The sequence below is a fragment of the Actinotalea caeni genome, from assembly GCF_009733795.1.
Classification (GTDB): Bacteria; Actinomycetota; Actinomycetes; order Actinomycetales; family Beutenbergiaceae; genus Pseudactinotalea; species Pseudactinotalea caeni.
Window position 1 is genome coordinate 173,676 of sequence record NZ_WNXX01000004.1, and the last position, 19,658, is coordinate 193,333.

At 73.6% G+C, this 19,658-nt stretch carries 20 protein-coding genes; 12 read left to right on the forward strand and 8 right to left on the reverse strand.

Annotated features, from left to right (window positions below):
• Positions 1–7: 7 nt before the first annotated feature.
• The 9 genes from GPA02_RS05365 to GPA02_RS05405 are packed head-to-tail and all read left to right on the forward strand — an operon-like array spanning position 8 to position 8,336.
• Entirely contained in the window at positions 8–1,114 is a 1,107-nt protein-coding gene (locus GPA02_RS05365; RefSeq protein ID WP_240133897.1) for an ABC transporter permease, read from the forward strand.
• Positions 1,111–2,070 (forward strand): ABC transporter permease, encoded by a 960-nt coding sequence (locus GPA02_RS05370; protein WP_156198867.1) that lies wholly within the window; start codon positions 1,111–1,113, stop codon positions 2,068–2,070. The genes GPA02_RS05365 and GPA02_RS05370 overlap by 4 nt, the downstream gene beginning before the upstream one ends.
• Positions 2,067–2,882 carry an ABC transporter ATP-binding protein gene (locus GPA02_RS05375; RefSeq protein WP_156198868.1) on the forward strand — a complete coding sequence of 272 codons (816 nt, stop codon included), beginning with the start codon at positions 2,067–2,069 and terminating at the stop codon, positions 2,880–2,882. The genes GPA02_RS05370 and GPA02_RS05375 overlap by 4 nt, the downstream gene beginning before the upstream one ends.
• Positions 2,879–3,658, forward strand: coding sequence for an ABC transporter ATP-binding protein (locus GPA02_RS05380; protein ID WP_156198869.1), 780 nt, complete (start codon positions 2,879–2,881; stop codon positions 3,656–3,658). Before GPA02_RS05375 ends, GPA02_RS05380 begins: the two co-directional genes overlap by 4 nt.
• On the forward strand, positions 3,655–4,911 hold the full coding sequence (locus GPA02_RS05385) for an amidohydrolase family protein (protein ID WP_156198870.1): 1,257 nt from the start codon (positions 3,655–3,657) through the stop codon (positions 4,909–4,911). The genes GPA02_RS05380 and GPA02_RS05385 overlap by 4 nt, the downstream gene beginning before the upstream one ends.
• Positions 4,908–5,225, forward strand: coding sequence for a TIGR04076 family protein (locus GPA02_RS05390; protein WP_156198871.1), 318 nt, complete (start codon positions 4,908–4,910; stop codon positions 5,223–5,225). Before GPA02_RS05385 ends, GPA02_RS05390 begins: the two co-directional genes overlap by 4 nt.
• Positions 5,222–6,265, forward strand: a complete 1,044-nt coding sequence (locus GPA02_RS05395; protein ID WP_156198872.1) for an LLM class flavin-dependent oxidoreductase — start codon at positions 5,222–5,224, stop codon at positions 6,263–6,265. Before GPA02_RS05390 ends, GPA02_RS05395 begins: the two co-directional genes overlap by 4 nt.
• Positions 6,262–7,905: a DUF885 domain-containing protein gene (locus GPA02_RS05400; RefSeq protein WP_156198873.1), complete on the forward strand. Its 1,644-nt coding sequence runs from the start codon at positions 6,262–6,264 to the stop codon at positions 7,903–7,905. The genes GPA02_RS05395 and GPA02_RS05400 overlap by 4 nt, the downstream gene beginning before the upstream one ends.
• Entirely contained in the window at positions 7,902–8,336 is a 435-nt protein-coding gene (locus GPA02_RS05405) for a YybH family protein (protein WP_156198874.1), read from the forward strand. The genes GPA02_RS05400 and GPA02_RS05405 overlap by 4 nt, the downstream gene beginning before the upstream one ends.
• Before the next feature lie 88 nt (positions 8,337–8,424).
• Here GPA02_RS05405 and GPA02_RS05410 read toward each other — a convergent pair whose 3' ends face one another.
• Positions 8,425–8,589, reverse strand: coding sequence for a hypothetical protein (locus GPA02_RS05410; RefSeq protein ID WP_156198875.1), 165 nt, complete (start codon positions 8,587–8,589; stop codon positions 8,425–8,427).
• Between the two features lie 318 nt (positions 8,590–8,907).
• On the opposite strand from GPA02_RS05410, the gene kynU reads away from it, so the two are divergent.
• Entirely contained in the window at positions 8,908–10,158 is a 1,251-nt protein-coding gene (gene kynU, locus GPA02_RS05415) for a kynureninase (protein ID WP_156198876.1), read from the forward strand.
• Positions 10,159–10,423: 265 nt separating this feature from the next.
• Here the strand turns inward: kynU and GPA02_RS05420 are convergent, their stop codons facing one another.
• From GPA02_RS05420 to GPA02_RS05450, 7 genes are all read right to left on the reverse strand, one after another.
• Positions 10,424–10,765, reverse strand: coding sequence for an ArsR/SmtB family transcription factor (locus tag GPA02_RS05420; protein WP_156198877.1), 342 nt, complete (start codon positions 10,763–10,765; stop codon positions 10,424–10,426).
• A complete protein-coding gene (locus GPA02_RS05425; protein WP_156198878.1) occupies positions 10,765–11,424 on the reverse strand; it encodes an SRPBCC family protein in 660 nt (219 codons plus the stop codon). The genes GPA02_RS05420 and GPA02_RS05425 overlap by 1 nt, the downstream gene beginning before the upstream one ends.
• 134 nt (positions 11,425–11,558) lie before the next feature.
• On the reverse strand, positions 11,559–12,647 hold the full coding sequence (locus tag GPA02_RS05430) for an inositol-3-phosphate synthase (RefSeq protein WP_156198879.1): 1,089 nt from the start codon (positions 12,645–12,647) through the stop codon (positions 11,559–11,561).
• Positions 12,648–13,256 carry a PadR family transcriptional regulator gene (locus GPA02_RS05435; RefSeq protein WP_156198949.1) on the reverse strand — a complete coding sequence of 203 codons (609 nt, stop codon included), beginning with the start codon at positions 13,254–13,256 and terminating at the stop codon, positions 12,648–12,650. It lies immediately after the preceding gene.
• Positions 13,257–13,523: 267 nt separating this feature from the next.
• Positions 13,524–14,129, reverse strand: coding sequence for an ATP-binding protein (locus GPA02_RS05440; RefSeq protein WP_156198880.1), 606 nt, complete (start codon positions 14,127–14,129; stop codon positions 13,524–13,526).
• Positions 14,126–14,695 carry an NADPH-dependent FMN reductase gene (locus GPA02_RS05445; protein ID WP_240133898.1) on the reverse strand — a complete coding sequence of 190 codons (570 nt, stop codon included), beginning with the start codon at positions 14,693–14,695 and terminating at the stop codon, positions 14,126–14,128. Before GPA02_RS05445 ends, GPA02_RS05440 begins: the two co-directional genes overlap by 4 nt.
• 52 nt (positions 14,696–14,747) lie before the next feature.
• Entirely contained in the window at positions 14,748–15,920 is a 1,173-nt protein-coding gene (locus GPA02_RS05450) for an epoxide hydrolase family protein (protein WP_156198881.1), read from the reverse strand.
• 63 nt (positions 15,921–15,983) lie between these two features.
• On the opposite strand from GPA02_RS05450, the gene GPA02_RS05455 reads away from it, so the two are divergent.
• A complete protein-coding gene (locus GPA02_RS05455; RefSeq protein ID WP_156198882.1) occupies positions 15,984–16,976 on the forward strand; it encodes a helix-turn-helix transcriptional regulator in 993 nt (330 codons plus the stop codon).
• A 162-nt stretch (positions 16,977–17,138) separates the two neighbouring features.
• Positions 17,139–19,478, forward strand: coding sequence for a transglycosylase domain-containing protein (locus GPA02_RS05460; RefSeq protein WP_240133899.1), 2,340 nt, complete (start codon positions 17,139–17,141; stop codon positions 19,476–19,478).
• The last annotated feature ends 180 nt before the right edge of the window (positions 19,479–19,658 follow it).

Consider the following 19,658-nt stretch of genomic DNA (forward strand, 5'->3'; position numbering starts at 1 on the left):
CGTCGCAGTGACCGGCACGAGCACGCTCGCCGCCCCCTCGCCCACGGACCGCGGTCCGGGGCGGCGGGGGCGGCGGGCGCGTGCCCTGCTCGGGTCGGTGCTGCTCGGGTTCCTCCTCCGGCGGGCGGTCGTGACGGTCGTGCTGCTGGTCGGCGTCACGCTCGTCTCGTTCCTGCTCATCCAGGCGGTCCCGGGCGACACGATGACGGCGACCCTGTCCGAGCAGGCGCTCCAGGACCCCGAGGTGGTCGCGGCCTACCGCGCCCGCTGGGGCCTCGACGAGCCGCTGCACGTGCAGTACCTCGTCTACATGCGCAACCTGCTGCAGGGCGACCTCGGGGTCTCGCAGCAGACCGGCCGGCCCGTGCTCGACGACCTGCTCACCTACGTGCCGGCCACGCTGGAGATCGCGCTGCCGGCGATGCTGCTGTCGCTGGTGCTCGGGCTCGCGATCGGCCTCTACGCCGCCGTCCGGCACGACCGGTTCGGCGACCACGCGGTGCGCGCCGGCACCCTCGTGGGGCTCTCGACGCCGCCGTTCTGGCTCGCGCTCGTGGTCCTCTACGTCTTCTTCTACCTGCTCGGGCTGTCGCCGTCCGGCGGGCGGCTGTCCACGTGGATCGTGCCGCCCGAGAAGGTGACCGGCTCGGTCGTCGTCGACGCCGCCCTCGAGGGACGCTGGGACGTGGTCTGGGACGCGGTGCAGCACACCGCGCTGCCGGTGCTCGTGCTCACCGTGCTCACGGTCGCGATGCTCGTGCGGTTCGTGCGCTCGGCGATGCTCGAGGTGCTCGACGCCGACTACGTGCGCGCCGCCCGCGCCAAGGGCCTGCCCACCTCGCGGGTGCTGACGGCGCACGTGCTGCGCGCCGGGCTCGTCCCGGTCATCACCGTCTCGGGCCTCGCCTTCGCCGGGCTGCTGTCCGGCACCGTGCTCGTCGAGCAGATCTTCAGCTGGCCCGGCGTCGGCCAGTACGCCTTCCGCTCGGCGAGCGCGCTCGACCTGCCCGCGGTGCTCGGCGTCTCCCTGTTCGTCGCGATCGTCTACACCGCCGTCAACCTGCTCGTCGACCTCGCCTACGGGCTCATCGACCCCCGGATCCGGCTGTCATGAGCGACACCGCCCGCGAGACCGTGCCCGACGACGTCACGCCCGCCGAGCCCGCGACGCCCGGCTCTCCGGTGGCCGACCCGGCCGCCGACCGGCTGCTCGCGCGCCGCCGCTGGCCGCAGCGGCTGCGGCTCGCGCGCGTCCACTCGATCTGGCGGCAGCCCGCGGTCGTCGTCGCCGTCGGCATCCTCGCGGTCTGGGTCGTGCTCGCGCTGCTCGCACCGGTGCTCACCGCCGACCCGATCGCGCAGTCGCCCGACCTGTACCGGCCGCCGTCGGCCGCGCACTGGTTCGGCACCGACGAGCTCGGGCGCGACGTGTTCGCCCGCGTCGTGCACGGCGCGCGGCTCTCGCTGCCGCTCGCGGTCGTCATCGTCGGCTGCTCGCTCGCGATCGGCGGCCTGGTCGGGCTGCTGGCCGGCTACCTCGGCCGCGCGGCCGACGAGATCCTCATGCGGCTCACCGACCTGGTGTTCGCGTTCCCGCAGATCATCCTCGCGATGGCGGTCGCGGCGGTGTTCGGGCCCAGCACCCGCAACGCCGTCCTCGCGCTCGTCGTCGTGTCGTGGCCGATCTACGCCCGCGTCATCCGCAGCGCGGTGCTCAGCATCCGCAGCTCCGACTTCCTCGCGTCCTCCCGGCTGCTCGGCGTCGGGCCCTGGCAGGCGCTGCGCCGCGACGTCGTGCCGAACAGCGTCGGGCCGGCGGTCGTGCTCGCGACGCTGGAGCTGGGCAACGCCGTGCTCATGCTCGCCGCGCTGTCCTTCCTCGGGCTCGGTCCCCGCCCGCCCGCGCCGGAGTGGGGCGCGATGATCGCGGCCGGCTCGCGCGACCTGTCGATCTGGTGGGTGAGCGTGTTCCCCGGGCTGGCGATCCTCACCGTCGTGCTGGCGTTCAACATCGTCGGCGACGCGCTGCGCGACCGGCTCGACCCGCGCTACGCGAGGGGGCTGCGATGAGTGCGCTGCTCAGCCTCGATCGGCTCTCGGTCACGCTGCACGGCGGCCAGCGGGTCGTCGAGGACATCTCGCTCGAGGTGCCCGAGGGCGAGATCGTCGGCGTCGCGGGCGAGTCGGGGTCCGGCAAGTCGATGACGGCGTCCGCGCTGCTCGGGCTGCTGCCCGACCGCTCGAGCACCGGTGGCCACGCGTGGTGGCGCGGCGGCGGCGACGAGATCGACCTGCTCACGCTCGACCAGCGTGCGTGGAACCGGGTCCGCGGCACCCAGGTCGCGATGGTGTTCCAGGACGCCACGGCCTCGCTGCACCCGATGCTCACGGTCGGCACCCAGGTCACCGAGCACATGCGCGTGCACCTGCGGATGTCGCGCCGGCAGGCGAGGGACCGCGCCGTCGAGCTGCTCGACCGGGTGCGCATCCCCGACCCCGAGCACGCGCTGCGCAGCTACCCGCACCAGTTCTCCGGCGGCATGCGGCAGCGCGTCGCGATCGCCGCCGCGCTCGCATGCCAGCCGCGGCTGCTGGTCGCCGACGAGCCGACGACGGCGCTCGACGTCACCGTGCAGGCCGGCATCCTGCGGCTGCTGGAGGAGCTGCGGGCCGAGACCGGGCTGTCGGTGCTGTTCATCACCCACGACCTCGCGGTGCTGGCGGCGCTGACCACGCGCGCCTACGTCTTCCGCGAGGGCCGCGTCGTCGAGAGCGGCGCCACCGAGCAGCTGCTGTTCCACCCCGAGCACGAGTACACGCGGACGCTCGTGGCGGCCCGGCCGCAGGCCGACGACTGGGACGAGTGGGAGGGCCCGGCATGAGCGCCGCGCTGCAGGTGCAGGACGCCCACGTCGTCTACCGCTCCCGCGGGCGTGGCGAGGTGCACGCCGTCGACGGCGTCTCGCTCGCGCTCGACCGCGGCGAGATCGTCGGGCTCGTCGGGGAGTCCGGCAGCGGGAAGTCCTCGCTCGCCCGCGCCGTCGTCGGGCTGGAGCGGCTGCACGCCGGGTCGATCACGCTCGACGGCGTGCCGGTGCAGCCGGTCGGCTGGCGCACCCGCACCGACACCCGCTCCCAGATGGTGTTCCAGAGCCCGTACGCCTCCCTCAACCCGCGCCGCACCGTCGGCTCCCAGCTGCGCGACGGCCTGCCCGCCGACGTCGCCGACCCGGCCGCCGAGGTGGCCGCGCTGCTCGAGCGGGTCGGGCTGCCCGCCGAGGCGGCGGCGCGCTACCCGCACCAGTTCTCGGGCGGCCAGCGGCAGCGGATCGCGATCGCGCGTGCGATCGCGCCCCGGCCCGAGGTGCTGGTCGCCGACGAGCCGGTCACCGCGCTCGACGCCTCCGCGCAGGCGCAGGTGGTCGCGCTGCTCGGCTCGCTCGTGCGCGACCTCGGCGTCGGCATGCTCTTCATCTCCCACGACCTGGCGCTCGTGCGCCACATCGCCGACCGGGTCGGCGTCATGTACCAGGGCCGGCTCGTCGAGCAGGGCCCCACCGAGCAGGTCTGGCGCGAGCGCCGGCACCCCTACACACGCGAGCTGATCGACGCCGTCCCGCGGCTCGGCGCGGCCCGCCGCACGAAGGAGTCCGCATGAGCATCCCCGCCCCGACGACCGGCTACGTGCTCGCCGGCTGCCGGCTGTGGGACGGCACCGCCGCCACCACCACCGACGACCAGGCGGTCTGGGTCGCACCCGACGGGCGCGTGCGCGCGGTCGGCGACGCCCAGCACGTGCTCGACGACGCGCGCGCCGACCGGGTGCCGGTGCACGACCTGGGCGGCGCCGTCGTCGTCCCCGGCCTCGTCAACATGCACGTCCACCTCAGCCTCGCGCTGCCCGGCCCGATGGAGGCGGCGATCCAGGGTGCGAACCTCGCCGAGCTGGTGCTGCACATGGCGGGCAACGGTCGCGGCGCGCTGCACGCGGGTGTGACGTCGGCACGGCTGGTCGGGGAGTCCCGGTTCGCCGACATGGCGCTGCGCAAGGCGATCCGCAACGGGTTCGTCGACGGACCGCGCATCTGGACCGCCGGGCACGCGCTGTGCTGCACCGGCGGTCACGGCCACGGCGCGGACGCGCAGGAGGCCGACGGGGCGGACGGCTTCCGCCGCGCCACCCGCGAGCAGCTGCGCGCGGGCGCCGACCTCATCAAGGTCTGCATCTCCGGCGGCATCGCGGGCGAGCACGAGGCGATCGACACCCCACAGCTGACCGACGAGGAGATGACCGCGGTCATCGAGACCGCGCACGACTGGGGCCGCAAGGTCACCGCGCACGCCGGCCCGGCGCCCGTCGTCGAGCGGGCGGTGGCGCTCGGGCTCGACTGCGTCGAGCACGGCTACGAGCTCACCGCCGAGCTGAGTGCGACGATGGCCGCCCGGGGCGTCAGCTACGTCCCGACGATCACCGTGAGCCGCTGCGAGGACTTCTTCCGCGCCAACGGCATCCCCGAGTGGATGATCGAGCGCGCGCTGGGCGCCGGCCCACGGCACTGGGAGAGCCTGCAGCACGCGATCGCCGCCGGCGTCGAGATCCTCATGGGCTCCGACATGCCGCCGCACGCCGACTACGACGAGACCAGCGCGACGGTCCGGGAGATGGAGTTCATGGCCGACGCCGGGATGTCGCCCCGCGACGTCCTGGTCTCCGCGACCTCCGCCGCCGCCCGCTGGCTGGGCGCCGCCGACGAGATCGGCGCGCTCGCGCCGGGCGCGTTCGCCGACCTGCTCGTGCTCGACGCCGACCCGCTCGCCGACGTCGCGGCGCTGCGGACGCTGCACACGGTCGTGCAGGGCGGCCGGGTGGTCCGCGACGACCGCACCCTGCTGGCCGGGGCGCGACCGTGACCCGCGAGACCCGGCTGCACGACCTGCGGGTCGTCGTCGACCGCATCGAGGGGCGGTCGGTGTGCGGCATGGAGGTCGGCGACTCCTTCGACGTCACGTGCTCGAGCCGGCTGACGCTGCCGGAGGGCAAGCACGTGTGCATCTACGCGCTCGCGGCGGTGCTGCCGCTGCTGCCCGCGATGCAGCGCGCGCTCGACGACGGCGACTGGCTCGCCCACGAGAACGAGGTCGCCTGCCCGGACCCGCACGAGCGGCTGATCATGCGCATCGAGCGCACCGGGGTCTCCTCGATGCCGATGGAGGACCTCACGTGAGCACCCCCCGCACGGCACGGCCCGAGGTCACGGTCGCGCTGCAGTCGACCTGGAGCACCGAGTCCTACGGTGCGCTCGGCCGGCTCGTCGAGGACCTCGGGTTCGACGGTCTCTCGGTCTACGGCGACCTGGGGTTCCAGCCGCCGGTGCCCGCCCTGCTGGCGGCGGCGCGAGCGACCAGCCGGATCCGGCTGGGCCCGGCCTGCCTCAACCCCTACCTGAGCCACCCGGTCGAGATCGCCGGCCAGGTCGCCGCCCTCGACGAGGCCTCTGGCGGCCGCGCCTACCTCGGGCTCGCGCGCGGGTCGTGGCTGCAGCAGCTCGGGATCGAGCAGCGCCGCCCGCTGGCGCACCTGGAGGACACGGTCGCGATCGTGCGGCGGCTGCTCGCGGGCGACACCAGCGGCTACCAGGGGCGGGCGTTCACGCTCGCGCCCGGCATGCGATGGCACTTCGAGCCGCTGCGGCGCGAGGTCGACGTGCTGCTGGGGGTGTGGGGCCCGCGCGGCGCCGAGCTCGCCGGCCGGGTCGCGCAGGAGGTCAAGCTCGGCGGCAGCGCCAACCCGGACATGGTGCGGCTGATGCGCTCGCGGCTCGACGCCTCCTCGGTCGCGGCCGGGCGGGGCGAGCACGCGGTGCGGGTGGCGGCGGGCGCCGTCACCGTCGTCGACCTCGACGGCGACCGGGCCCGCCGGCTGGCGCGCCGCGAGGTCGCGATGTACGTCGACGTCGTCGGGCAGCTCGACGAGACGGTCGCCGTCGACCCCGAGCTCCAGGCGCGGCTCGGCGCGCTCCTGCGCGAGGACCGCATCGACGAGGCGGGCGCGCTGCTCCCGGACGACCTGCTGCGGCGGTTCTGCCTGGCGGGCACGCCCGAGGAGGTCGCCGAGCAGACGATCGAGCTGTTCGGCTCCGGCGCCGACCGCGTCGAGTACGGCACGCCGCACGGCGTCGACTCCGGCGCGGCCGGCATCCGGCTGCTCGGCGAGCGGGTGCTGCCCGTGGTGCGGCACGCCATCGGGCAGGAGCTGGTCGGATGAGGGCCTGCCACGAGATGGACGCGCGCGAGGTCGCCGACATCTACCTGCGGGCGCGCGCCGCCGTCGACCCCGACGCTGCCGAGGCGCTCGGCGACGCACCCGACCTGCGGTTCCCCGACTACTCGCCCGAGGCCTTCGAGCGCCGGCACTCGATCGACCGGGCCGCGCTGCGCGCGCTCGGCGACCAGCCGGGGCTGCTGGCCGCCGTCATGCGCGAGCGGCTGACCTCCGAGGTCGAGCTCGACGCGGTGGGCTTCACCCGCCGGCTGCTCGCGCCGCTGGCGACCCCGGTGCACCTGGTGCGGCAGGTCTTCGACGACCTGCCGAGCGGGACGGCGGCCGAGCGCCGCCGGATCCGCATGCACCTGGCCGCTGTGCCCGACACGCTGGCCGAGCTGCAGCGCACGCTGCTGGCCGAGGCCGAGCAGGGCAACGTCGTCGCGGCGCGACAGGTGCGCGTGGTCGCCGACCAGGTCGACCGCTGGCTCGCGGGCCGGTTCTTCGACGGCGTGCTCGACGGCGCGGCACCGCGCGAGGCCGCCGCCGCGACCGCCGCGTTCGCGGACCTCTCGGCGACGCTGCGCACGCGGCTGCTGCCGCTCGCCCCCACCGCCGACGGCGTGGGCCGGGACGTCTACTCGGTCACCGCGGGGGCGTTCCTCGGCGAGCACGTGGACCTCGACGAGCTCTACGTCTTCGGGTGGGACCTCATCGCCCGGCTGCAGGAGCGCGGCCGCGCGCTCGCGACGCAGATCGTCGGGGAGCCCGACATGGCTGCGGCTGCGGCGCACCTCGACGCCGACCCCGAGGGCCGGGTGGCGGTCGGCGGGCCGCTGGTGGCGTGGCTGCAGCAGCGCATCGACCTCGCGGCCGGCGTGGCGCACGACCGGATCGCCGCGATGCCCGAGCGCACCCGCGCCGTCGAGGCGAGGCTGACGACGGCGGCATCCGGCGTCATGTACTACACGCCCGCCGACGCGGCCTCGACCCGACCGGGCCGGGTGTGGTGGACGGTGCCGGACGGCACCGCCGACGTCGCGACGTGGCGCGAGGTGAGCACCGTGCACCACGAGGGCGTGCCCGGGCACCACCTGCAGCACGCGATCACGCACGACCTCGCCCACCTGCACCCGTGGCAGCGGTACCTGTGCCACGTGCACGGCTACGCCGAGGGGTGGGCGCACTACGCCGAGGAGCTGGCCGAGGAGGTGGGGCTGCTGCCCACGCCGGGGGAGCAGCTCGGGCTCGTGCTGGCCCGGCTCTGGCGCGCGTGCCGGATCGTCGTCGACATCGGTCTGCACCTCGACCTGCCGATCCCGGCCGGGGCGCCCGGGCCGTGCGCCGATGCGACGCGCTGGACGCCCGAGCTGGGCGCGACGGTGCTGCACGAGATCGCCGGCGTCGAGCCGAAGACGGCGCGGTTCGAGGTGGACCGCTACCTGGGCTGGCCGGGGCAGGCGCTGGCGTTCGCGGTCGGGGCCCGGCTGTGGCGGCAGGCGCGCGAGACCGCCGAGCGGCGCGCCGGCCCGGCGTTCGACCTGCGGACCTTCCACACCGAGGCGCTCGCGCTCGGCCCGATGGGACTGGGCCCTCTGCGCGAGGCGCTGCGGGACGCCGTCGACCCCGAGGAGCGGGCATGACCACCCATGACGACGACGCCGGCGCGGGCGGTGCGGGCGCGGTGCTGAGCGACCCGTACCTCGACGAGGTGGCGGCCGCGATCCGTTCGCTCTACCGGGCGCTCGGCGACCGCCCCGCGTTCGACGCCCACCTGCACCCCGACATCACGATCTGGGAGAGCGACGCCCTCGGCCTGCTCGGGCTGCCCGAGCTGGACGCGCTGCGCGACGAGCGGGCCGCGCGCGGCGCGTCCGGTCCCGCGCCGGCGTGGGTGCGCCCGGAGCAGCTGCGCGTGGACCGGTGGCAGGACACCGCGGTCGCCCGGTTCGTGCTGCGGGCGCACGTCCCCGGCGGCGACGACGAGACCTTCCGGGTCACCGACGTGCTGCGGCGCGACGCCGACGGCTGGCGGATCGTGCACCACCACGCCGAGCGGTGGCCCGCGCGCTAGGGAAGCGTGCGGGGCGGCTGGCAGCGAGACGGGGACGGGTCAGCCGATGCCGCTGGCGTGCGGCCCCGCCTCCCCTGGCGAGGGTGCCCTAGGCGGTCACGTCGCGGTGCATCCACACCGTCGGGTCGCGGTCCTGCGCGGCGCTCTCGGTCGTGCACCACGCGGCGAGTCGGGAGACGAGGCCGGGCCGAGGTGCGTCGTCGGGCGGGGTGGCCGCGGCGGCGGGTTCTGCGACCGGCTTGACGATCTCCATGTCCCAGTATGACCACGGGATGACTGTTGTGTCCTGGGTATCCGGTGCGGGGGCAGCGGTCGATCCCGGTCGCCTCCGTGCGCGAGCGGCGGCAATGCGTCGGTCGGGCCGGGCGACGCGGCTGTGGATGGCGGCGTCGGCGCATTTTCGCGGGGGCATCCGGCGCCTCCTGGGCACTCCTGCACGCGCCCACCCGCCGAGTTCGTGCGCTCGTGCCGAGTTCGGAACGGGCACGGCACGAACTCGGGAGGGCGGCACGAACTCGGCGTACGCGGCGGCGCGTCCGCGGGAGGGTGCCGGGCGCGGGAAGATCGGGGGATGGACGACTCCCGTGAGGCCGCGCTCGCCCTCGACGCGGCGGACCCGCTCGCCGGCTGCCGCGATCTCGTCACCTACGCCGACGACGTCATCTACCTGGACGGGAACTCCCTCGGGCGGCGTCCGGTGTCGACGCCGGGTGCGCTCGAGGACCTCGTCGAGCGGCAGTGGGCGCGCGACCTGATCCGGTCCTGGCCGGCCTGGCTCGCCGACGCGACCGCAACCGCCGACCTGCTCGGCGAGGCCGTGCTCGGCGTCGCGCCCGGCCAGGTCGCGATCAGCGACTCGACCACCGTCAACCTCTACAAGCTCGCCGTCGCGGCGGTGCGGGCACGTCAGGGGCGCAGCCGCGTCGTCATCGAGGCCGATGCGTTCCCGACCGACCTCTACGTGATCGACGGCGTCGCGCGGGACCACGGCCTGGAGGTCACCCGCGTCGAGGCGGACATCGACGACGGCGTCCGCGCGACCGACCTCGCGGCCGTGCTCGACGACGACGTCGCGCTGGTCTGCCTGTCGCACGTCGGCTACCGGTCCGGGGCGCTGCTCGACATGGTCGAGCTGACGCATCTCGCCCACGACGCCGGTGCGCTCGTGCTGTGGGACCTGTGCCACTCGGCCGGGTCGGCGCCGACGCCGCTGGCCGAGTCCGGTGCCGACCTCGCGGTGGGGTGCACGTACAAGTACCTCAACGCGGGGCCCGGTGCGCCCGCCTTCCTCTACGTGCGCGCCGACCTGCAGGCCGAGCTGCGCTCGCCGATCCAGGGCTGGTTCGGGCAGCGCGACCAGTTCGAGATGGCGCCCGAGTACGACCCGGTGCCCGGGATCGAGCGGTTCCTCGCCGGCACCCCCAACGTGCCGGGCATCGTCGCGGTGCGCGAGGGCGTGCGCACGATCGCCGCCGCCGGGCTGCCCGCGCTGCGCGACAAGGGCGTCGCGCTGACCTCCTACCTCGTCGACCTCGCCGACGTCTGGCTGCAGCCGCTCGGGTTCCGGCTGGCCAGCCCGCGCGACCCCGCCCGCCGCGGCTCCCACGTCACGCTCGAGCACCCGCAGGCGTGGCAGGCGTGCCAGGCATGGATCGCGGCCGGCGTCGTCCCGGACTTCCGCACCCCCGACCGGCTCCGCATCGGCCCGGCCCCGCTGACCACCTCGTTCGAGGAGGTCTGGATCGCCATGGACCGGCTGCGCGACATCGTCGCCACCGGCCGCCACCTGGAGTTCCCCACCGAGCGCGCCCGCGTCACCTGACCACTTTCACCGCAGTGTGCAACACGGCCCGGTTTCACCGCAGTGTGCAACACGGCCCTGGCCTCACAGCACGGTGAACAGGGCTGGGAGCTGCTGCGCAGAGCGGCAGGACCGCACCTGTTGCACGGCGGGGTGAAACCCGACCCATGCTCCAAAGTGCGGTGAAAACGACGTGTGTTGCAAAGTGCGGTGAAACCAGGGCATGTTGCAAAGTGCGGTGAAACCGGGGCGGGGGCGGCGGGGTGGCGAGGCGCCGTCACGGCGGCTATCCCCCCTCGCGCTCGCGGCGCGCCCTGCGGCCGCGGGTGATCTCGGTGCCGAGGGCGTCGAGGCGCTGCGACCAGGCGGCGCGCAGGGTGTCCAGGAACGCGTCGACCTCCGACAGCCCGGCCGGGTCGAGGCGGTAGAGGCGGCGGGTCCCGACCGGTTGCGCGACGGCGAACCCGCTCTCGCGCAGCACCTTCAGGTGCTGGCTGACCGCCGGTTGGCTGATGCCGAACTCGGCGCCGATCGTCTCGGCGACCTCGCCCGCCGACATCTCGCCCCCGGCGAGCAGCTCGAGGATGCGACGGCGGACGGGGTCGCCGAGGACGTCGAACGCGTGCATCAGGCGGGGCCGCCCTGCGCCTGGCCGCCGGCGGGCGCCTCCTCGGGGAGGACGGTGAAGAACGTGACGCAGGCGTCGACGCGCGAGCGGGCCTCGCCGTCCGACGCGCCGGCCGTGACGTCGGCGCGGTACCAGGCCTCGCCGCACTCGCCGACCCACGCCGTGCCCTCGGGCCCCAGCGTCCAGGTCTCCTCGGTGCCGGGGTCGAGCGAGGCGCCCGTGGACAGGTGCAGGTCGAGCCCGCGGGTCGCGAGGTCCCACCCGATGCCGACGGCGGCCGGGCCGAACTGCCGCCAGTGGTCGTTGTCGACGCCGCAGGTGTGGCGCAGCCGCACCGAGGTTCGGTCGTCGCCGTCCGGCGTGACCTCGACGTCGACCCAGCTGGTGGCGCCTGCGAACTCCCAGGTGAGCGCGAACGAGCGGGGCGGGTCGCACGCGAGGACGGTCCCTCCCGCGTTGCCCTCGACCTGGTAGCGCCCGCCGAGCCGCAGCTCGCCGGAGACCGGCGCGAACCAGCGGGGCAGGCGTTCGGGGTCGGTCAGCGCACCCCAGACGTCCTCGGCGGTGCCCGGGTAGCTGCGACGCAGCTCGACGACGGCGACGTCCTCCCCGTCGCGGGTGGTGTAGGTGACCGTGTGCTCGGGGATCTGCGTGGCCATGCACGCATCCTTCACCCAACGCTTATATAAGTCAATATCGAAGTAACACCTGGCATACGAACGAGGCCCCGGACGGCGTACCGTCCGGGGCCTCGCTGCGTCGGCCGCCCTGGGGCGGCCCGTGTCACTCCTTGTCACTCCTCGCCGCGGATGAAGGCCTCGACCTTCGCGCGGGCGGTCTCGTCGTCGTACTGCTCCGGCGGCGACTTCATGAAGTAGCTCGACGCCGACAGGATCGGGCCGCCGATGCCGCGGTCCTTGGCGATCTTCGCGGCGCGCAGGGCGTCGATGATGATGCCGGCCGAGTTGGGGGAGTCCCACACCTCGAGCTTGTACTCCAGGTTGAGCGGCACCTCGCCGAACGCGCGGCCCTCGAGGCGCACGTAGGCCCACTTGCGGTCGTCGAGCCAGGCGACGTAGTCGCTCGGCCCGATGTGGACGTTGCGGTCCTCCTTCTTGCCGGCCAGCGGGCCGTCGTGGAGGTTGGAGGTGACCGCCTGGGTCTTGGAGACCTTCTTCGACTCGAGCCGGTCGCGCTCGAGCATGTTCTTGAAGTCCATGTTGCCGCCGACGTTGAGCTGGTAGGTGCGGTCCAGCACGACGCCGCGGTCCTCGAACAGCTTGGCGAGCACGCGGTGCGTGATCGTCGCGCCGACCTGCGACTTGATGTCGTCGCCGACGATCGGCACGCCCGCGGCGCGGAACTTCTCGGCCCACTCGGGGGTGCCGGCGATGAAGACGGGCAGCGCGTTGACGAACGCGACGCCGGCGTCGATCGCAGCCTGGGCGTAGAACTTCGCCGCCTCCTCCGACCCGACCGGCAGGTAGCAGATCAGCACGTCGGCCTTGGCGTCGCGCAGGGCCTGGGCGACGTCGACCGGCTCGGCGTCGGACTCCTCGATGGTCTCCCGGTAGTACTTGCCGAGGCCGTCGAGGGTGACGCCGCGCTGCACCGGGACGCCCAGCGGCGGCACGTCGGTGATCTTGATCGTGTTGTTCTCGCTGGCGGTGATCGCCTCGGACAGGTCGAACCCGACCTTCTTGGCGTCGACGTCGAAGGCCGCCACGAACTCGATGTCGCGCACGTGGTACGGGCCGAACTCGACGTGCATGAGGCCCGGCACCTTGCTGCGCGGGTCGGCGTCTGCGTAGAAGTGGACGCCCTGCACGAGCGACGCGGCGCAGTTGCCGACGCCCGCGATGGCGACTCGGATCGATCCCATTCAGTGCTCCTTCGGTGTCCGACGGCGGTCCTGCGCCCCCGGGGTGGATGTGGGGTGTGACGAGGTGTTGCGCTCGTGGGTGATGAGGTCCTCGAGCCACCCGACCTCGCGGTCGATCTGCTCCAGGCCGTGCCGCTGCAGCTCGAGCGTCCAGGCGTCGCGGCGCTCGCGGTTGCGCTGCATCTGCTCGCGCATCGCCTCCCGGCGCTCGAGCATCCGCATCCGCCGCCCCTCGAGGATGCGCAGCCGCACCTGCGGGTCGACCTCGGCGAACAGCGAGAACCGCACGCCGAAGCTGTCGTCCTCCCAGGAGTCGGGGTCGGCGGTGCCCAGCGTCTGGGCGAGCCGCTCCTTCCCCTCGGCGGTGAGCTGGTAGACGATCCGGGTCCGCTTGCCCGCGAGGGCGTGCGGCAGGTCCGCGGTGTCGACCGCCTCGATGAGCCCGGCCGCCGTCAACGACTTCAGCGCGGGGTACAGCGATCCGTACGACAGCGCGCGCACGGTCCCCAGCGTGGCGTTGAGCCGCTTGCGCAGCTCGTAGCCGTGCAGGGGTGCGTCTTGCAGCTGGCCCAGGATGGCCAGCTCGAGGACGTCCGATCGTGCGCGCATCGTCACCAGGTCGTTGGGCATGCCCGACGAGATGTCGAGCGGATATATCGAATTGATACATCGCCGACCTAACAAAGTCAACATATGTCAGGTCGGACGGATCGTGCCAGGGTCTGACGAGATCTCGATCGACCGGTTGCGCGCGGGCATGCGAGCGCTCCGCCACGGGGGTCCGTGCGCGTGCCCAGGACGGCAGGAGCGCGATGACCGCTCGGGCCAGCCGCCCCACGTCGAGGTTGCGCCGTGAGGCAGATGTGGGTCTGACCCTCAGGCGGGCCCGGACCGCCGCACACGCACCTCGAGCCACGGGTCGGCCAGCAGCGCCTCGTCGAACCGGAGGTCCGGCACGAGCGCGGGGTCGGGGAGGAAGCGCACCGCGGTCCCGGTGCGTCCCGTGGGCGGCACCTCGGTCAGCTCGTCCACCGGGAGACCGTGCCGGTACTCCTGGGTCCAGGACCCCTCGGCGCGGTGGTTGCTGTGGCGCAGCCAGGTGCTCAGCGCCGCGACCACCGACATCCCCTGCCGGGGCCGGCCGTCGGCGAGCCGGACGGCGTCGGTCCCGAAGAACCGCACGTCGCGCGTGGCCATGACCGGCTTGCGGACGACGCGGCCGGCGTCGTCGCGGCGGGTCTCGGTGCCCCGGCCGTCGTCGGAGACGGCGACCGAGCCGTCGTCGTGCACGACGACGGCGCACCGGCCCACCCGGCCGAGCGCCTCGGCCTCCTCGGCCGCGTAGGCGACCACCTCGAGCACCAGGTGGGTGAGGTCGCCGCCGAGGCGGGCGGCGTCGTCGCGGACGGCCCGCAGGTGCTCGGCATCGACCGGGTGCGCCCAGACGTGCGTCCGGGTGGGCCAGGACGCCGGTCCGGTCACGCCCGCAGCGGCGCGAGCGCCGCGGTGGTGCGCTCCAGCAGGTCGAGCAGGTTGCGCAGCTCCTGCGGGCGGCGGTCCAGCGGGGCGAAGGCGCCGTCGTCGTCCCAGTCGAGGAACTCGTACAGCGCGACCTGGTGCCGCACCACGGTGCCCATGACGTTGGCGAGGATGCCGCGCCACTGCTCGGTGGCGCGGGTGCCGCCGTCGGCGCCGTAGGAGACGATGCCGAACCCCTTGAAGCCCCACTCCGGGTAGAGCACGTCGAGGGCGTTCTTCATGGCGGCCGGCACCCCGTGGTTGTACTCCGGGCTCACCCAGACGAAGCCGTCGTAGCGGTCGATCGTCTCGCTCCACGCACGGGTCTGGGGCACCTCGTAGCGCCGGTTCGCCGAGCCGGGCACGGTCGGCTCGCTCAGCAGCGGCAGGTCGAAGGCGGCGACGTCGACGAGGTCGTAGTCGGCGGCGTCGCGCCCCTGGGCCAGCTCGTGCACCCACCGGCCGACCGCCTCCCCTTTGCGGCCCGGCCGGGTGCTCCCGATGACGACGGCGATGCGCAGCTTGGTCATGCCTCCTACAGAACCACACCGTGCTCGGGCACCGCCGCCGCCACCGCCCGTCTCAGCGCAGCATCGCGAAGAAGGCCCGCACGTCGTCCACCAGCAGCTCTGGGACCTCCATCGCTGGGAAGTGCCCGCCGGCGTCGTACTCGGTCCATCGCACGACGTTGCCCGAGTCGACGAGAGCGCGGATCGAGGTGTCCGCGGCGAACACCGCGACGCCGACCGGGACCGACGGGGCGTCCTGCCAGCCCGACGAGGCGTCGTCGTCGCCCGGCGCCGTCCACGGGATGTCGGAGTGCATGCTCTCGTAGACGAAGTGCGCGGAGCCGGCGCCGCCGCCGCTGAACCAGGTCGCGGTCACGGTGGTCAGCAGCTGGTCGCGGTCGACGGCGTCCTCCGGCAGCGCCTTGCCGGGGTCCGTCCAGGCCTGGTACTTCTCCACCATCCAGGCCAGCTGCGCGACCGGGGAGTCGTGCAGAGCGACACCGATCGTGGACGGCTGGTTGGACTGCAGGGCCAGGTAGCCGGAGCCGGTCGCCTCGAACTCGGCCGAGAGCCGGGCTCGCTCCCTGTCGCGCTCGCTCAGCTCGAGACCCTCGGGCAGGGCGCCGTAGCCGGTGGGCCCGTTCATGTGAACGCCGATCACGGTGTCCGGGCTGACCCCGGCCAGCATGCCGGCCACGCCTGCACCGATGTCGCCGCCCTGGGTGCCGTACCTCGTGTACCCGAGCCGTCGCATCAGCTCGGCGTAGGCGGCCACCGTCGTCGGCAACCCCCAGCCCGTGGTGGTCACCGGCGGGGAGAGCCCGAATCCGGGCAGCGTCGGCATCACCAGGTGGAAGGCGTCTGCCGGGTCACCGCCATGGGCACGCGGGTCCGTGAGCGGTCCGACGATCCTCTGGAACTCGACCGGCGTGCTGGGCCATCCGTGGCTGACGAGCAGCGGCAGCGCATCCGGCTCGGGCGAGCGCACGTGGAAGAAGTGGAGCTCTTGGCCGTCGATCGTCGTGGTGAACTGCGGCAGCTCGTTGAGGCGCCTCTCTTGCGCGCGCCAGTCGAACTCGTCGCGCCAGTACGCGGCCAGGTCCTGCAGGTAGCGCACCGGGGTGCCGCGCTCCCACCCCACACCGGGAAGCGCGGGCGCCCAACGGGTGCGTGACAGGCGTGCGTGGAGGTCGTCGAGATCCGCCTGCGTGACCGCGAGGGTGAAGGGCCTGATCGATGTGTGCATGACCCGACGCTAGGAACCAATGCGGCACACATCGTTCCTCATAGGCGTGCGAAGATCGGGAGCGTGCTGGCCACCTCGGCTCGACTCCTTCAGCTCCTGACGCTGCTGCAGACGCGACGTGCCTGGCGCGGCACCGACCTCGCCGAGCGCCTGGGCGTCGGGACGCGCACGGTGCGCAACGACGTCGCTCGGCTCCGCGAGCTTGGTTACCCGGTGGAATCGGCAGTGGGGCGCGCAGGGGGCTACCGCCTCGGCGCCGGCGCGACCCTGCCGCCGCTGCTGCTTGACGACGACGAGGCGTGCGCGGTCGCCGTGGGTCTGCGCGCAGGCGTGGTCGGTGGTGTGCTGGGGATGGCGGAGGCGTCGGTCCAGGCGCTGACGAAGCTGGACCAGATGCTGCCCTCCCGGGTGCGGCACCGCGTCGCGCGGCTCGCCGCCGCGATCGAGGGGGTGCCGGCCGAGGGGCCGCCGGTCGCCGTCGAGGTGCTCACGGCGATCGCGGGCGCGACACAGGACCGTCAGCAGCTGCGGTTCGACTACACGACGCACGACGGAGCCGTGACGCGGCGTGCCGCCGAGCCGCACCGGCTGGTGCACGTGCACCGTCACTGGTACCTGCTCGCGTGGGACGTCGACCGCGCGGACTGGCGGACCTTCCGGGTCGACAGGATCGCACTACGCACCCCGAACGGTCCGCGGTTCGTGCCGCGTGACCCTCCCGACCCGGACGTGGGCGGCTACGTCGAGCGGAGCGTGCGGGAGGCGATCTGGCAGCATCGCGCTCGGATCCTGCTCCACGCCCCGCTGCGGGAGGCGGCGGAGCGCGTCACCCCCGCGATCGGCACCCTCGAAGCCGTGGACGAGTCGACCTGCGAGCTCCGGACGGGAGCCGACACGCTGCCGGTGCTTGCGGTCTATCTCGGGTTCCTCGGGTTCGACTTCGAGGTGCTGGACCCACCCGAGCTGCTCGAGCACGTGCGCGTGCTCGCCGATCGTTACGGCCGTGCCGCAGGTGTCCACGCGACGTCCGGGTGTGCCGCTCCCGCCACGTCCTGAGCGACGACGCGCGCCCGCGATGGTGTGGCTCGCACCCCACCGTGCGCGCGGATCGTGTGAAGGTTGGAGGGACGTCCCGTGGCCCTGGGACGTCGCGACGCATACTGAACGACGGCCCCGCCCGGGGCCACAGCCATGCCCGACGACCCCTCAGGAGTCCGTGTGCCGTCCGAGCGCAAGCCGACCGGTCCTTCCCGGCGCAGCGTCAAGACGCCGCCGACCGTCCCGCCCCGCCGCGGTACGTCTGCCACCACGAAGGTGAGCGGTGCGCGCACGGGTGCTGCGTCGTCGACCGCGAAGAAGGGGAGCACCCGACCGAGCGGCAAGAAGAAGCGGTCGTTCTGGAACTACCCGCGCCGCGGCAAGGGCCCGATCCGCCGCTGGCTGCCGAGCTGGCGGTTCCTGCTCGCGTCCGGGCTCGCCCTGTTCGCGCTCGGCGCCGGGGTGTTCTTCTACCTCTACGCGACCACCGACGTGCCGGAGCCGGAGGACGTCGCGCTCGCGCAGTCGAGCACCGTCTACTTCGCCGACGGCACCACCGAGATGGGCTCCTTCGCCGAGGTCGACCGCACGATCATCGACGCCACCACGCTGCCGCCGCACGTGGGGCAGGCGGTCGTGGCATCGGAGGACCGGCGCTTCTACTCCAACTCCGGCATCGACCCCATCGGGCTGCTGCGCGCGATCTGGAACAACGTGCGCGGCAACCCGACGCAGGGCGGTTCTACGCTGACGCAGCAGTACGTCGAGCGCTACTACACCGGGCAGACCTCGGGCTACAGCGACAAGGTCCGCGAGGTCATCCTCGCGCTCAAGATCGACCGGGAGCAGTCGAAGGAGGAGATCCTCGGCAACTACCTGAACACGATCTACTTCGGCCGTGGCGCCTACGGCATCGAGCGCGCCGCGCAGTCCTACTTCGACAAGCCGGCGGCCGAGCTGACCGTGAGCGAGTCGGCGATGCTCGCCGGGATCATCCCCTCGCCGTCGCGGTGGGACCCCGCCGTCGACCCGGAGCAGGCCGAGGCCCGCTGGAACCGCACCCTGGACTTCATGGTCGACGGCGGCTACCTCACCGAGGCCGAGCGCGCCGAGCAGGTCTTCCCCGAGGTCGTCGAGCCCCAGCAGAACAACCGGCTCGGCGGGCCCAACGGCTACCTGCTCGACATGGTGCGCTCGGAGCTGCTCGACCGCGGCGAGCTCAGCCAGGACATGATCGACGGCGGTGGTCTCGACATCATCACGACGATCGACCCGACGCTGCAGGACCTCATGGTCGAGACGGCGCAGAGCCTGCCCGACGACGCCCCGGAGAACCTCAAGGTCGCGATGGTCTCGATGGACCCGCGCACCGGTGCGATCGTCGCGCTCTACGGCGGCCCGGACTTCGTGGAGGAGCCGCGTAACCGTGTGACGCAGGACGTCGCGCAGGGCGGGTCGACCTTCAAGCCGTTCACGCTCATCGCGGCGCTGGAGGACGGGATCCCGCTCGAGCAGCGCTACCCGTCCTACACGCCGATGGAGTTCGACGGCTACACGGTGCGCAACTTCGACTCCTACAACCGCGGCAACATCGACCTGGTCGCTGCCACGCTGGACTCGGTGAACACCGTGTACGTGCAGCTCAACAACGAGGTCGGTCCCGAGCGCACCGTCGAGGTCGCCACCCGGCTCGGGCTGCCCGAGGACACCCTCGGGCTGGAGCCGTACCCGGTGAACGTGCTGGGCGCCGCGTCGCCGCACCCGCTGGACATGGTCACCGCGTACTCGACGATCGCGGCGGGCGGCGAGCGCCACGAGAGCTTCATCGTCGCCGAGGCGGTCGACTCCGAGGGCACCGTGGTCTACAGCGGCCAGCGCCCGGGCGTGCAGGAGTTCGACCCGCAGGTGATCGCTGACGCCACCTACGCGATGACGCAGGTGGTCGAGCGCGGCACCGGCCGCACCGCGAGCCAGATCGGGCGCCCCGCCGCGGGCAAGACCGGCTCGTCGCAGGACTACCGCTCGGCCTGGTTCGTCGGGTTCGTGCCGCAGCTGACGACGGCGGTCGCGCTCTACCAGCCGGGCGAGGACGGCACCGAGGAGGTGCTGACCCCGTTCGGTGGCGCCAACCCGGTCGCGGGCGGCACCTGGCCGACGACGCTGTGGACGCAGTTCATGACCGAGGCGGTCGCCGACCTGCCGGTCGAGGACTTCCCGGAGCGCAGCCAGCCGGTGCAGCCGACGCGCCAGCCGACGCAGGAGCCCACCGAGGAGGAGACGACCGAGGAGCCGACGACCGAGGAGCCGACGACGGAGGAGCCCACGACGGAGGAGCCGACGACGACGGAGCCGCCCACCACGACCCCGCCGCCGACCACGCCCCCGACGACGGAGCCTCCCGAGGACCCGACCGACGACCCCACGGACGAACCGACGGACGAACCGACCGACGACGAGGGCGGCGCCGGGGCCGACCCGCCGCCGTCCAGGCCCGGCGGTGGCTCGAACGGCAGCGGCTGACCGACGGTCGACGCCGGCGCTGCGGCCCGGCATCTCGGCTCGCCGGCGGTGCTCACCGGGTGGGGTGGCCCACACCGGTACCGGCGACGCCCACCGGTCCGCTAGAATCCTGTGGTTTGTGTCCGTCCGCGTACCGAGCGCGGCCGGCACAGCACATCGCATGACCCTCCTGTCACGGAG

Coding starts and splice junctions, on each gene's coding strand:
- GPA02_RS05370 (WP_156198867.1), top strand. CDS start 1,111: ATGAGCGACACCGCCCGCGAGACCGTGCCCGACGACGTCACGCCCGCC.
- GPA02_RS05375 (WP_156198868.1), top strand. CDS start 2,067: ATGAGTGCGCTGCTCAGCCTCGATCGGCTCTCGGTCACGCTGCACGGC.
- GPA02_RS05380 (WP_156198869.1), top strand. CDS start 2,879: ATGAGCGCCGCGCTGCAGGTGCAGGACGCCCACGTCGTCTACCGCTCC.
- GPA02_RS05385 (WP_156198870.1), top strand. CDS start 3,655: ATGAGCATCCCCGCCCCGACGACCGGCTACGTGCTCGCCGGCTGCCGG.
- GPA02_RS05400 (WP_156198873.1), top strand. CDS start 6,262: ATGAGGGCCTGCCACGAGATGGACGCGCGCGAGGTCGCCGACATCTAC.
- GPA02_RS05405 (WP_156198874.1), top strand. CDS start 7,902: ATGACCACCCATGACGACGACGCCGGCGCGGGCGGTGCGGGCGCGGTG.
- GPA02_RS05410 (WP_156198875.1), bottom strand. CDS start 8,589: ATGGAGATCGTCAAGCCGGTCGCAGAACCCGCCGCCGCGGCCACCCCG.
- kynU (WP_156198876.1), top strand. CDS start 8,908: ATGGACGACTCCCGTGAGGCCGCGCTCGCCCTCGACGCGGCGGACCCG.
- GPA02_RS05420 (WP_156198877.1), bottom strand. CDS start 10,765: ATGCACGCGTTCGACGTCCTCGGCGACCCCGTCCGCCGTCGCATCCTC.
- GPA02_RS05425 (WP_156198878.1), bottom strand. CDS start 11,424: ATGGCCACGCAGATCCCCGAGCACACGGTCACCTACACCACCCGCGAC.
- GPA02_RS05430 (WP_156198879.1), bottom strand. CDS start 12,647: ATGGGATCGATCCGAGTCGCCATCGCGGGCGTCGGCAACTGCGCCGCG.
- GPA02_RS05435 (WP_156198949.1), bottom strand. CDS start 13,256: ATGCGCGCACGATCGGACGTCCTCGAGCTGGCCATCCTGGGCCAGCTG.
- GPA02_RS05445 (WP_240133898.1), bottom strand. CDS start 14,695: ATGACCAAGCTGCGCATCGCCGTCGTCATCGGGAGCACCCGGCCGGGC.
- GPA02_RS05450 (WP_156198881.1), bottom strand. CDS start 15,920: ATGCACACATCGATCAGGCCCTTCACCCTCGCGGTCACGCAGGCGGAT.